The organism is Anaerobiospirillum sp. NML120511 (assembly GCF_023050955.1).
Classification (GTDB): Bacteria; Pseudomonadota; Gammaproteobacteria; order Enterobacterales; family Succinivibrionaceae; genus Anaerobiospirillum.
In genome coordinates this window covers 217,147-231,401 of the sequence record NZ_JALKIK010000001.1, presented here as the reverse complement: position 1 = coordinate 231,401, position 14,255 = coordinate 217,147, and the positions used below count along the sequence as shown (strand labels likewise).

Sequence of the window (14,255 nt, the reverse complement as noted above, 5' to 3'; positions counted from 1 at the left end):
AATCATTTACTGGTCAGGGGAGCTGCCAGCATGCGACGTGGATGCAGCTCCTAATATTCTGCTGGCGGTCTCACTGTAAAGTGGGCACGTCATGGCCTTGTACTCTGACTGGCAACGATGGGGGCCTGCCATCATGGCTTGCTGTATCTGCACGGGGCCGGGAGGCATTGTGCGCCGGGCGCCTGTCGGTGTGCCCGGTTTCGGGCATGGCGACGTGAACCGCTCCTGCTCTGGAGCATGCCGGGAGGAACGCCCGTCAGCATGTTGCCGGTGATATGGGTTAACACCTGTACAGCAGGCTCTTTATCCTTGCAGTACGATATAAACTCACAAATATTTAAGCATGTCGCCATCAGCTCAGGGTGTGAGGTATGGGCTGACGTAGCCGGGCCTGAGCTTAAGCCGGATTAAGCCTGATGCTGCCTCATGGCTTGTAAGAGCGCAGGCAGTTATCCCGGTGACCAGAGTCATCAGGATATTGGGGTAAAGGCTTATCAAGGCTGTGTGGAAGCTCAAAATTTTCGAATGTACAACTACAAATATACAGCTTCATGGCTCATTAAGGGCTTATGAAGTCGCTTTCCAGTAGCGTGACTGAGGTGTATGAACGCTTCATCTGCCAGTCTTGCTCAAAAATCTGTACTGAAAGGGCTGTCCTCATAAGCCTTTATCAGACTTGCAGCTGCAGCATAAATACCTCAGGAGCCGTGCTGTAATTGAGTCAGCCGACCATGGTGCTTTTGGCAGTTAAGGGAAGTCCGAATCAGCATGGCCTGTGGCAGTGTTGCCGTAGTGTTGTCCGGTGTATGTGAGCTTACATACCGGAAGAATCATTGTGATGTTTTGTCCGGTACGACAGTTTGTTATGCCATGCTGCAGTCAGCGGCAGAGCTGACCTGAGAAACTTATGGTTAATGTATTGCTCAAGGGCTCGAACACACAGCGGGCCGTGTCTGTCTTTTTGCCTGGTAAGCAAAAGTATAAACCTGCATACCTCCAGACAATAAAGGTATAAGGCTCATACGAAGAACATCTGGTGACTTCGACTGATGCGCTTGATGTTCACGGTGTACAGGCGGCACCTGAGCATGAATAAAACGGTCGGTGTTCTGTTATTGTGCAAAATTACATAAACGTAAGGCACAATCACGGCACCGGCTTCATTTCATCCTGGCCATGGTATCACGCACATGGGTTGTCTACAAGTTAAGTACAGTATTCTCAAAGATCAGTTTCCCAAAGTTTGATCAAGGTCAGATGAGTGGTTCTTAAAAGTGCTGATCTTTCCTTTAAGAATCACATCATCAGGCATACTGGCATTCAAGTGTAATGCGGTGTTTTAATTTGATATTATTAAATGTGACACCTGCAAAAAGCCCTTAAACATGCCCAAAATGTCGTATCTATAGCAAACGTTTTCATTGTATTTGCAAGTCGACTGTTCTGATTTGGTATGAACGAATATCGCACCAGAAACAGGAAAATTGCACTAAAATCAGTCAAAGATAAGCGTTGATGTGTATCAATAAGATTGAGGAACTATAAAAAGTAAAGCGCCTGCTCCCAGTGGCTGGGGGCAGGCGCTCCGGTAGAACTGAGCTGTCAGCAGGGTACTGCGAACCTGCAGCTGCCGGTGGTTCCGGCGGCTGAGATGCCGTCCGCTGCAATCAGCTTATGGCTTTGGCTCGCGGATTTTGAAGTATGACAGGGCGCTGAGCAGCTGCTCAAGCTCCTCAGTGGCCTTGGACATATCCTCATAGGCGCGGTCAGCATCGGTACTCATGTCAGAGGCAACAGAGGTGACGCTCTGCATGTGTCCGGAAATCTCGGTGGTTGCAGTGGTCTGCTGTTCAGCAGCGTCAGCAATCTGGGTAATCTGGGTATTTACGTCGGTTACCTGATTGGTGATGTCCTCAAGAATGGAAAGAATCTTCTGAGCATCTTCAGCAACAGTATCCATGTTGGTAACAGAGGCATTGATGGAGTCAGTAGCTACAGCAGCCTCAGTCTGGATATTGTTGACCATGCGGGAGATTTCCTGAGTTGACTTGGAGGTGCGGCTTGCCAGAGCACGAACTTCGTCAGCTACCACGGCAAAACCACGACCGGCCTCACCGGCACGGGCTGCTTCGATGGCGGCGTTAAGAGCCAGCAGGTTGGTCTGAGCGGCAATATCATCAATGGTGGATACTATAGAGCCGATGTCCTTGGTCTGACGGGCCAGATTCTCAATCTTGGCAGCATTATCGCGGGTGTGCTCGCTCTGCTGACGGATATTGGCAACTGCCTGAGAAACCATGCTCATACCATTGCTGGTAACGTCCTTACAGCTCAGGGAACCGGCAGCAGCGGACTCACAGTTACGGGCAATATTGGTAGTGGTGGAAACCATTTCGTCGGCAGCAGCAGCTACGGTTACAGCCTGATTCTGAATATCGGAGGAAACACGGGAGATGTTGGAGGAAACGTCCTGCAGAGAGCTCATCTGCTCCTTAAGATGGTGAGCTTCTTCCTGAGTCATATGGATGATGCGGCTTAAGGTGTTACGCAGCTCCTTGACCATACGCTGGCTCTGACCAAATTCATCGTGGTAACCTTCCTTGATGCTGATAGAGAAGTCACCGTCCTTGATGGTTCTCAGAATAGCCATCTGATCACTCAGGGAACGGGCAATGTAGGATGATATCAGAACGGCCATGATAACGCCGATCAGCGCTCCTGCCAGAGCCAGAATGATATCCACTACAATAGCGGAACTGTCAGCTGCATCAGCGGTCAGGGATATACAGTAGTGATTCTGGTGACCGAACATCTCGGAAGCTTTCTTTACAGAGGACATCAGAACTGAATCAACACGGGTCATGTAAAGAAGGAAAGCACCGTGGCCGTCGCCTTTGCGGGCCAGAGGCAGAACCTCGTTTTCAGTAATTCTGACAGCTTCGGCTACAAGGCTCTTAAGTTCGTTACAGGCATCTGCATATTCCTGAGTGCCTACAAAGTTAGGGTTGAGAGCGCCTACAGTGCTACGGGCCTTGTCGAGAATAGCTGGAGCCTCACGCAGCAGGTCGTTCATCTTATAGTCATTAACCTCAGGGTTAAGACCCATAACGAATTTTTCACTGAAATCGGTAATGGCATTCTGGGTTGCCAGGGTGCGGTTAAATGAGCCGTTTAGTACTTCATCCAGTCGAGTGGCTGCATTACGTACATTGTTAAGAGAAGAGATGGTCATGATTGCCACAATAAGATTAAGGACAATGACCGTAAGGAAGCCTGTCAGCAGCTTGCCTCTGGTACTGAGATTATAAAAAAAGCTCATTTTTACTACCTTGTATTCCTGTCAGAACTACCCTGCAGGCAGACTGTCAGTTTGCTCAAAAACTCAGGAGTTACTGCCATGAGTCAGGGCATTGGCCTGAGTCAGGACTGTAAAACACTTACCGTTGTGATTTCACAGAAAGCATCAGCTCTTCAGGCAATGCCCTCTGTAAGGATCAGGGCAGCATTTACTGCCCGCTTCTGACTCCAGGATCCGCCAGAACCTGAAGTCATGACCTGAAAGCACAGAGCCGCTTTCAGGACCGTCCCGTCTGTACCGTACTGCCTGTGCTCAAGGCACAGTCTGTAACAGTATCAGGGGTAACGTAAAACAAACCTCAACTTTCACATAAATTCATGCCCGTACGCAGTCTGCGCAGCTTCACAGTGGCGCAGCTGCATACTTGAGCTGCTCCAGACTGGCGCAGATTACGGAGCCTGGTTCAGGTGAGCCGGGCGCTGCACGATATCTGGGCACGCAGCGACAGATATGGTGTGCACAACGGATCTTCAGCTGAAAATGCAAAGCTGATGTACGAAATCGAAACGGGGTACGCAAAGGTATGCTGCCTGTAAAGGACAGAACCTTTCGTGGCAGACAGTGGTACAGGGAATTAACACCTTGCTGTAAAAATGGGACGACAGCCGGGTGGTCCTGACCCTACAGGACAGAACTGGTGTGTGAGCGTAGTGCTCACTTATGCTGTTTGTCGAATTTAAAGCCATTGTCTTTAAGTGTGTGTCTTAAGACGATGGTACAGTTTGATTTCATGACTGCGCCACCCTCTGGGAGGATTTGCCACCCTGCGGGGCACAAGTCAATGGCGTAGATGAAATTTCTCCTGAGCGGCAGCTGCTGCCGTTCTGGCTGTAATGCTAACTGAACAGCCAGTACATAATATTCAGCGTTCATGGCACAGGGACAGGCCGCTGTGCGATAACGTTGGTATATTCTGGCGCACTGCTGTTAAAGCGGAGAGGGAAGATCTCCGCGCATTTAGCCGCAGGCGCAGTCTATAACAAAAAGATAGTATCACGCACGATTACCAGTGCACAAGGCTTAACAATGCGCTTTATTGGTGCTTTTGCCCGCTTCTCCAGATACTGTTACCGGTAAAATTTATTAAATTATCATGAAGGTACCAGCTTCATAAGGAGCATGGACATTTAAGTGGCAAATCTTATATTTGTCACGTTTAATATGAAAATATTAGGCGAGTGAAAGACTTTACGCCATGGAGCACAGTTTTAACCAGATCCCTGAGTGCTTGTGATGGCCACTGAAACTGCCCGTATCAATGCACCAGCCAGAGCAGGCAGACTAATTTCTCCCTGGCCATAAAATCTGCACCGACATGCACCAGCTGCAGCCTGGCCAACGAGGCGCGCGGGCAGGTACCAGCTGCTGGCAGGCTTACGGTGCAGCATTGCATCTGAAGATGTGCAGACGGCCACCGAGGCGCGCAGGCAGATACCAGCAGCTGGCTGGCGTACGGTGCAGCATTGCTCTGAAGATGTGCAGACGGTCATCGAGGCTGCGCCGACATGCCCCAAAGCTGCGCAGGCGGCTACGGCGATGGCAGATACTGCGGCATCAGGCGACAGGCTGGGCAAATGGTGGTGAGGAATCGTGGTGGTGCAGAAAAAATAAGGGGCCCGACGCGTAAGCGGCGGGCCCCCGTTGCCGGTGGTTGCCGGATGAAGGTGTTCTGGTGTGCTTTTTAGGCGTGAGCTGAACCGGTGGTGCCTATAAACTCAGGGCTGATCTTGAAGAACTCAAGCTCGCGGTGCAGGATGCGAACGTCCTCAATGGTCTCCTCAATGGAATGCGCCTGCTTGCTGGCATGTTCAGTCATTTCACTGGAGGCGTTGGTTACGTTCTGAGCATTGTTGGAAATTTCACCTGTGGCTGCAGTCTGCATTTCAGCTGAGGCAGCAATCTGGGTGATCTGTACATTTACCTCGTTGACGCGGGAGGTGATGTTGTTAAGCAGGCTCTCCAGATCCTTGGCGTCCTGAGCCACATTGTCCATGTGCTCTACAGAGACATTAATGGACTCGGTGGCTGATCGGGCATAGCTCTGGATGGTGTCAACCATGCGGGAGATTTCGTGGGTAGACTGGGCAGTGCGGATAGCAAGAGAACGTACTTCGTCAGCTACTACGGCAAAGCCACGTCCGGCATCACCGGAGCGGGCAGCCTCAATGGCAGCATTAAGAGCCAGCAGATTGGTCTGAGAGGCAATATCGTCAATGGTGCTGACTATGGAGGTAATGTCACGGCTCTTGGCGGCCAGCTGCTCAATCTTGCTGGAATTGTCCTTGGTGTGCTCTACCTGACGCTGCACGTTTTCAAAAGCACGGCTGGTCAGAGCAAGTCCTTCATGAGTGATGCTGGTACACTCGTTTGAGCCTGCAGCAGCACGCTCACAGTTGCGGGCAATGTCTTCGGTAGTGGAAACCATCTCATCAGAGGCGGTGGCTACAGTCATGGCCTGGTTCTGAACATTGTCGGTAGCGTTGGCAATAACACGTGAAGAGTCATTCACAGAGCTCAGACGATCGTAGAGCTTGTCGCACTCATTAACAGTCAGAACAATAATCTCACTGATGGAGGTACGCAGCTTGTTCAGAGCTACGCTGGCACGGCCAAACTCGTCCTTGCTGTTTACCTTGACCTGGTTAGTGAAGTCACCAGCGGCCATTAATTCGAGCTGATTTGTGTAGGCCTGCAGATTGTTGGAGAAATAGCGGGCAATGTACCAGGACATGATAAGGGAGACCAGTACGCCAAAGGCGGTCAGACCGTACATGTAGTAAATATTGCGCGGATCGGCTGCAGCTGCAGACAGCTCAATACATCTTCTGGTCTGGAGGTCATTGATACGGGCGGTGCAGTTACGGGCAGTGGTCCATAAAGGCAGGGCATCACGAACATAGAGGCTCAGGGCAAAGTCCGCCATATCAGAATCCATCATAGGGAGGATCTGATCTTCTACCTGACGGATATAGCCGTTGGCTGCAGTACGCAGCTGCTGGTTGGCTGAACGGTAGTCAGGGTGAGCAATGAAGTCGTCGTTAAGCGAAGAGATGGACTGGCGCAGACGGTTGATGATGTTAGGCAGATCGCGCTTGAGATCATCAGGGGTATAGTCCTTGTCCAGAAGGTTAAGACCCTTGGAAATCTTCTGGTTGGCATTTTCAAAGCAGGTATCAACACGCTGTACACGCTGGAAAGCGGTAGACAGGGTCTCGTCAATCATCAGGGCGGCATCACGAGACAGATTGAGGGCATAAATGGAAATGGCCACAATCACGAAGTTGATGGAAATAACGCTGAAAAATCCCAGCAGAATTTTAAATTTGGTACTTTTATCGCGCAGAAACTGCATCATGGCAGGCACACCTCTTAATACAGCCAGGCTCTGATACAGTACAGATACCGGCTGTCCCATTACTCAACGGCATGCCCGTCTTTACCGCAGCGGCCTTACTGAACAGTGCTCTGTGTACAATGCTCAGCCCAGGCTGCAGGTTAAACCCATGGCATGGCCGAAATAAAATCCTGTGACAGAAAACGGCAAAAGGTCATCAGTATTTATAAGAGCGGCCCTGCGGCTGATACAGGCCTGCAGACGGCCGGACCTTGCTCTTGCAGTCCGGGACAGGAACTTCCGGAACTGTCACCTCAGCTGCCACTGAGGCAATAAACCAGGGATATGGCAAGAGCCGTTCTCTGGTGGATAAACTTTAAGAAGTCATACATACATGCATGCATACGAAGTACCAGTAACCGGGCGCTTACCTTAACGCCAGGACGCAGCTGCACTCAGGCGCGCCCCTTGAACAGCCAGCTGAGCTGTTCCTGGTTCCACCCATGATGGCCCTCTGGCCTGAGGCCTGCACAACCGGTACCCTGCAGCTGGGCCATGGCTATGACCGGTACCTTGGCTTTGACCGGTACCTTGGTTGTGAGCAGGGCATCGCCCTGAACTATGCCGGGACATGCCACTGGTAACTGTACCTGTCAGGGCCTGATGGGCCCCAGGAGCGGGCGCGCCTGAGTACTTACATGGGCATCAGACGCGCGTACCCGACTGCAGCACGGGCAGTGGCACGTGCTGAAGCATCAAATTAATCTTGACCGGGTACTGAAAAACAGGCTGGGAGGCAAATCATAACTGGCAGAGACACTGTAACCTCAGCAGGCTGCTCATCAGCACTCCTGCAAGGATAACCAGTCCCGTACCATTATGTATTGCCTGAAAGCAAAGGATATCTGTGTCATCATGTCAGTATCTGATGCTCTTCGTTTTCTGACAGGATGACTGTAAGCATGTGTGATAGAAAAAAGAAAAAACTGACTGTGCGCTTACCGGGCACTTAACATGTAATGACTGAGTGACACTGCATTCAGGAAACACGGGGTTTTACCCAAAGAGCAGTGCGTGCAGCTGCATATTTGTCATAATTAAGGGGGAGAGCAGGCCTCAAGACTGCAATGAACCAGTATTGAGCAGCTCAGACCTGCAAATTTAATATTTTCCAAACATACTGGTTATGGAAAGAGGTCAGAAAACGTGATGCTTATGGCCTGCATGACATGTTTTGCAAAATGTCATTTTCCGCCATCAAATCGGGACAAAAATCCACACTTTCTGACAGCTAATAGCATAGCAAAAAGAGCCTCATAGATAAAGCGTTTACATGCATAAAATTAAGATAAACAGGCGCAATAGCGGCGTTTGCATGGCATGCAGTCTGTAAAAAAGTGCCCGTGCACGTAAGACACTGCCATACAAGTGTATTTGATACAGCAAAAGTTACCCCACGCTCACAGATTAATGGTATTTTCGGGCATTATTCTGGAAAGATTGGAGGTCCTGTGCTATGTTCACAGCAACATCAGTATGTTATTTTCAATTTACACAGAATTTAAAAGTATAAGCGCCATCATAAACCCGTACCCGGCAGCCCTGACCGCATCCTTTAGCAGCCCACTGCCTAAAGGCATTGCCCGGGCAAAAGCTTAAACTGATTACACAAATCTGATAATACCTTAACACTGCCTGTCAGACCTGTCTGCCTGAGTCCAGTCATGCATACTGGTACGGCCAGCCATACATACTGGTGCGGCAAGCAATGCATAATGGTACGGCCAGCCATACCAGCTATGGCGCTTCAGTGTTAGCGGGCCAGTCCGCTGCAAGTGGATGCTGTAACCCATGCAATAGATTACGCTGAAATGTCGGTTCAACATCACCGGCTGCGCTGGGGCTGCCAGTTGATAATCACACACCGTGTTTAACAACCATGAACATACTGGCAGACTCCAGAGTCAGTTAATGGGCCGCATGGTTTTGAGCTTCCATTGCTCTGTCCTTGACTGTCCCAGCGGTGCACCCATGCATTATGAGCTTTTGCCTGTGCCCGTACCGTGCTTCAAATATTATTGCGCTTGCTGTTCCCGGTCTGAGACACTGAGCAGCCTGTGACCATTCCCTTCTCTGTTTCTGCATACTATAGAGTAGCGTGAGCCAGGCCTGCGTCATGGTGTGAAGCTGAGGTGTGAGACGTTATGCGACTGTACCATGAGGTAACCATACATGTGCGGCTGGACAAGTCGGCACCTTGGCGTGAGCCTGAGGTGTGGGGCGGGATAAGCCAACACCATGCCGTGAGCCTGAGGTGTGGGGCGGGACAAACCAGCACCAGGGGGTGAACCTGAAGTGTGGGGCGGGACAAACCAGCACCAGGGGGTGAACCTGAAGTGTGGTAAGTGATGTGACTGCACCTTGCTCCGTCGCTGATGCTCAGGTATTGCTGACCTGTGCTCAGAAGCGGGATGAAGCTGTGTGCATGGGTGGCCGCTGCCGGGGCTCCTTATGCCGGAGCCATATATTGTAGCCTGTGAGCCTGATACTTGTTCCGATCTTCAGACGGAGGAGAACCTATGGCCATAATGCCTTTTGCCCAAAGAGCAATTACCACGGAGCAGGCGCATTTGCTGGTGCAGGCCTCTGATGGTGTATTTGAGCCTCTCATAGAGCGCTATGGTCTGTTGCCTTACCGTTACTTCGATTCCGTATACAAGGGGCTGATAACAACCGTCCTCTCCCAGCAGCTGTCCGACCGGGCTCTGCAGGCCATTGTCCGCAATCTCCCTGATGAGTACTTCACCTCATCTTCCTGGCTGCTAAGCCATATCGAGCAGCATGAGCGCTCCATGGCAGTCAGCGGCACCCGTATTATTCCCTTTTCCCAGGCCAAGATAGCAGCACTAAAGTCCTTGCTGAACCTCTTTGACAGGGGAGTAATCACTGAGCGGTCCCTGATGGAGATGACCCGTGAGCAGCGTGCCCACATACTGGGCTCATGTAAGGGCATAGGTCCATGGTCACTGGACATGGCTGAAATGTTTATCTTCGCGGCTCCTGATATCTTTCCCCTTGGCGATCAGGGCGTACAAAATGCCGTCATGCTGCTGTTGGACATCAATGCCACCGGGCTTACCCGTCTTGATCGTCTTGATATCATTGCATCTTTTCGTGACCGCATACGCTCACCACAGGTGCTTACCCTGGCTACCTTCTATCTGTGGGCCCTTAATGCAGATACAGCTCACCGTGAAAGCTTTCGCGCTCTTGCCGAAAGCTGGCGCTCTGACCGTCAGTCACTGGAGTTAAACTCGGACGCGCAGAAGCTCTCAGGAGCTCAGGACAGTTCATCAGACCACTGTCCATCACCAGGAAAAGCTGTCAATACACAGGCATCTTCAGCATCAGCAGTCGGGGCAGCGGCGGTGTATGGCGGATCTGATGGGGCTCATGGTGCTCAGGCCGCTCATGGAGATCTGGCAGACCCACACCAGGCTCCAGATCCAGCCTCTTGCAAGGGGGCGACAGCAGAGCAGCCTGAAAAGCCAAAAGTACGTAGAAAAAGCTGTGGCCGCCCCCGCAAAGGAGTCTGCAGCTCACTTAATATTATGACTGACAGCAGGCAAAACGGTAAGCTGTCCCTGCGTGCTGACTGGCAGACTCTGATAGAGCCAGGTGAGTAAGCCGGGCAACAGTGGGCGTAGCTGACTTCGAGCTGACTTTGGGCTGCCAGTGTTATGCTGCAACCAGACTGAGTTATATTAAACATTTTATAAAGTGTTATTGTTGAAGTTATCCATGTTAGTGTCTGACAGTGCAGCTGAGTCATAGAACATTCGGGCTGCAGGAGCTTCAAAGCTCTCAGGTTCTTAAGGCATGTTTTGCTTTGTAATAACCGGACAGGAAATGCTTCGCTGCGCCATGTTATTGCCGTTCAGGGCCGGTCGCGCCATTTAATTGCTGTTCATGCCCGGTCGCGTCATGGCATGCAGTACGATGCAATGGCTCCACTGTGAGATTTGCTGATGACGACACTGCGGGGAGCATTATGGTCAGGACGGGTATGGAAGCAGTAATGTTATCAGGGCGTGAATGCAATGAGCTCTGAACAGTTGATTACGAATCAAGGACTGATGTCTGGGGCTATGGTGTAAAACCAGTCACCTTTCCATGAGGCTTTCCGGGTATTTATTTCCTTAAGATCCAGGTCAGAAACTCTGATGGTGCTCTTGAAGAGTGCTTCATCTTTCTGACTTGCGCTCTTAACACTCTTTGCCCCGGAGCAGCTGGCAATCAGGTCAATGATTAGCTCAATTGTTTCAAGTGGACGTCCACGCCGGTTCATGGTGATAGATGAGACCATGCGATGCTCGATTTTGCGCCATTTTGAGGTGCCCACAGGAAACTGGAAGATAAACAGCTTCAGCCCTGTCTCATTTGCAAGTTTCTGAAGTTGCGCCATCCAGAGGCTGTTTTTGCTGATATTGCCTCCGCAGCTGTCGGCTGTAATCATCAGACTGGATGCATTTGGGTACATCTGGTTACCCATCTGAGTCCACCATTGAAGGATGCCGGATACCGCAAACTCAGCTGTGTCTGCGGTTATGCCAGCTTTTGCAAATCCCTTACTGGCATGGTCATCATATATCCCATCAGGACTGGCTTTCCACTCAGAAAAAACATGATCAAAAACAAGGTCAGGCTCACCTTTGTGAAGTCCTTGAGTTCCCCTGTTCTGGAAGTTGCCAGCGTTTTCCTCTTCTTCTTTTTTCCTTACAGCAACAGAAATGACCGGCTGGCACTGTTTCATAAAATGCTTTGCAAAGCGATTTATGCGAATAAATTGCCTGTTTCTGTCCGCATCGGAAGCAGTAAGCGGAGTGCTCTTGGGATTCTCCTGTATGTCGTATCCCAGCTCCTCAAGAATCCTTCCTGCAGATACATGTGAAATATTAACCCCAGTATCCTTTAGGGAACTGGCAATATTTCTGAGGCTCTTTGTGGTCCATATCAACGGACTGGCAGTACTGCCTTTAGTGTCAGGATCAAGCATTTTACTTACTGCAGCAAACACCTCAGGATTGCCTGCACGGAGGGATTTTCTTCCTGCACCTGAATCTCTTACCTGTTGAACCATGTCTGGCCATTCATCAACTGGCTTGTTCTGCAGCTCCTTAAGCTCTTTTTTGCCCTTTGTGAGAGTGTTCATGGTGATGCCTGAGACCTTGCAGATCATTGACTGAGAGCCCCTTCCAATATGATTGGATAAGGCTGAAAGAATGATCCTTCTCTGGCGCTCATTGGTAGAGTGATATATCACATTAATCAGCTCAACTAAGGATGAGTCGGAAGCGCTTTGCTCCATAAATAGCCTCCATACTGGCCTGCATAACATTTAATGATATTGTATCGGTAAAGTATGTGTAATCAAATTGAATAGTTCGTACTCACTGTATTAATCGTGCCTGAGCACCAGCTGTGGCTGATAAAGTTCCAGTGTCACAGCCGGCTTTATTGTCTGTCAGGGCAGGGATTGCGGGGAGCGGTCTGACATGTGCAGGCTGAGGCCATGAGATGTCGCGCCTTGCATTTGATAGTCTGGCGTCAGGCGTACAGTATCCGGACGCGGGCATCCGCTTATCGGACGGGGCTGTCATCAGACTGTAGTCCCAATGTCGTTGTCTTTGAGTCAGCGTACGGACGGGGCTGCCATCCGACTGTAGTCCCGATGTCGTTGTACTTGAGTCAGCGTACGGACGGTCAGACGGACATTTCTGGCAGACGAGGAGCCGGTGAGAAGTGGCAGTCCGGCGGACGGGGAGGCCAGGGATAAATTTGAGGCATGAAAAAAGCCGGTTCGGGGTTACCGAACCGGCTTTTTTGCTGCTGGACCGTGGTCCGGCAGGAGTTAATCCCTGAGGCTGTTATTTGGCTGCCTGGGCGGCCTCGTGCTGCTCGTAGGTTTCAAGCTTGAGGTTGCGCATGTGCAGGTAGGAGAGCACAGCAAGCATTACGACAAAACCGGTACCAAGGCTTAAGAACAGATTGCCGGTAAAGCCTGCCACTACGTAGCCGCAGAATGCTGAGGAGGCAACAATCAGGGCAAATGGCAGCTGGGTGGCAACGTGTTCAATGTGGACACATCCCGAACCTGCCGAGGACAGAATGGTCGTATCCGATATTGGCGAGCAGTGGTCACCAAATACAGAGCCGGCCAGGGTGGCAGACAGGGTGATGGTGATGAGGGCACCGCTTGGGTCAATGGCCTGAGCAACTACAACCACGATAGGGATGAGAATACCGAAAGTACCCCATGCAGTACCGGTGGAGAATGAGAGGAAGCCGGCAATTACAAAGATGATGGCAGGCAGGAAGTTGCCCAGAACACCGGTGTCATTCTCAACGATGCCGGAGATGAACAGCGGAGTCTGAAGCAGGTCACGGCAGACGCCGGAGATGGTCCATGCCATTACCAGGATCAGGTTGGCTGGAATCATGGCCTGTACGCCCTTGAGCACGCCGTTCATGAACTGCTTTAAGGTCAGGAGACGACGGCCTACGAACATGATGAAAGCAACGATCAGGGCACCGAAGGAAGCCAGCACCAGAGCAGGACCGGCGCTGGTGTTACCAAAGGCAGCGCCAATGTTGTGATAGGCAGGATCAGTACCCCAGTAGCCGCCCACATAGAGCAGGGACATAATGGCAAAGATGATCAGGGCAACAATTGGGACAACCATGTCCAGAACGCCACCCTTGTCAGTTACTACGTCGATGTTCTCGTGCTCTTTGCTGGAAACACCGCTGGAGCCGTTCTTGATGGCATCGAGCTCGGCACGACGCATCTGGCCAAAGTCAAAATTGCCCAGAGCTACCAGAATAACCATGGAGATACACAGCAGAGCGTAGAAGTTCCATGGAATGGTAGATATGAAGGCCTGCATTTCAGACTCGAAAGCACCGGTGCTCTTGAGGTTGGAGCCTACGGCTGCAGCCCATGAGGAGATAGGAGCAATAATACAGACAGGTGCGGCAGTGGAGTCGATGATATATGCCAGCTTGGCGCGGGAGATACGGTACTTGTCTGAGATTGGACGCATAACGGTACCAACAGTCAGACAGTTGAAGTAGTCATCGATGAAGATGAAAGCACCCAGTATGGAGGTGGAGAGCAGGGCGCTCTTTCTGCCCTTGATCTTGCGGGTAGCCCAGTCGCCATAGGCGCGGGAGCCGCCAGCCATGGCTATTACATAGACCAGTGAGCCCAGCAGTGAGCAGAAGATAACAATGTTGAAGTCAACTTTATTAACCATCACTGTGAAGGCATTCTGGACTGTAGAGATAACCAGGAAGTCCTGGCCCATGCCAAGTGTGTAAATAAAGGTGCCTGTTAAAATACCGATAAGCAGGGAAGAGAACACTTCCTTGGTAATCAGTGCGAGCACCACCGCAATTACTGGCGGCAGGATCGACAGCGCACCGGCGTAATATGGTTCCATGATCGACCTCAAGCATATAGGACAAAAAGCTGAGCACCTCTCTTCAGGTGTCTCAAAGGAG

The 14,255-nt window shown here is 50.9% G+C and carries 5 protein-coding genes; 1 reads left to right on the top strand and 4 read right to left on the bottom strand.

Annotated features, from left to right (window positions below; genetic code table 11):
* Positions 1-1,672 precede the first annotated feature (1,672 nt).
* Positions 1,673-3,319 carry a methyl-accepting chemotaxis protein gene (locus MXE39_RS00425; RefSeq protein ID WP_246977762.1) on the bottom strand — a complete coding sequence of 549 codons (1,647 nt, stop codon included), beginning with the start codon at positions 3,317-3,319 and terminating at the stop codon, positions 1,673-1,675.
* 1,720 nt (positions 3,320-5,039) lie between these two features.
* Positions 5,040-6,713 (bottom strand): methyl-accepting chemotaxis protein, encoded by a 1,674-nt coding sequence (locus tag MXE39_RS00420; RefSeq protein ID WP_246977763.1) that lies wholly within the window; start codon positions 6,711-6,713, stop codon positions 5,040-5,042.
* Positions 6,714-9,271: 2,558 nt separating this feature from the next.
* On the opposite strand from MXE39_RS00420, the gene MXE39_RS00415 reads away from it, so the two are divergent.
* Positions 9,272-10,378 (top strand): hypothetical protein, encoded by a 1,107-nt coding sequence (locus tag MXE39_RS00415; protein ID WP_246977764.1) that lies wholly within the window; start codon positions 9,272-9,274, stop codon positions 10,376-10,378.
* Positions 10,379-10,818: 440 nt separating this feature from the next.
* On the opposite strand, the gene MXE39_RS00410 is transcribed toward MXE39_RS00415, so the two are convergent.
* A complete protein-coding gene (locus MXE39_RS00410; RefSeq protein ID WP_246977765.1) occupies positions 10,819-12,060 on the bottom strand; it encodes an ISAzo13 family transposase in 1,242 nt (413 codons plus the stop codon).
* Between the two features lie 559 nt (positions 12,061-12,619).
* Positions 12,620-14,194 (bottom strand): Na+/H+ antiporter NhaC family protein, encoded by a 1,575-nt coding sequence (locus MXE39_RS00405; protein WP_246977766.1) that lies wholly within the window; start codon positions 14,192-14,194, stop codon positions 12,620-12,622.
* Positions 14,195-14,255 lie beyond the last annotated feature (61 nt).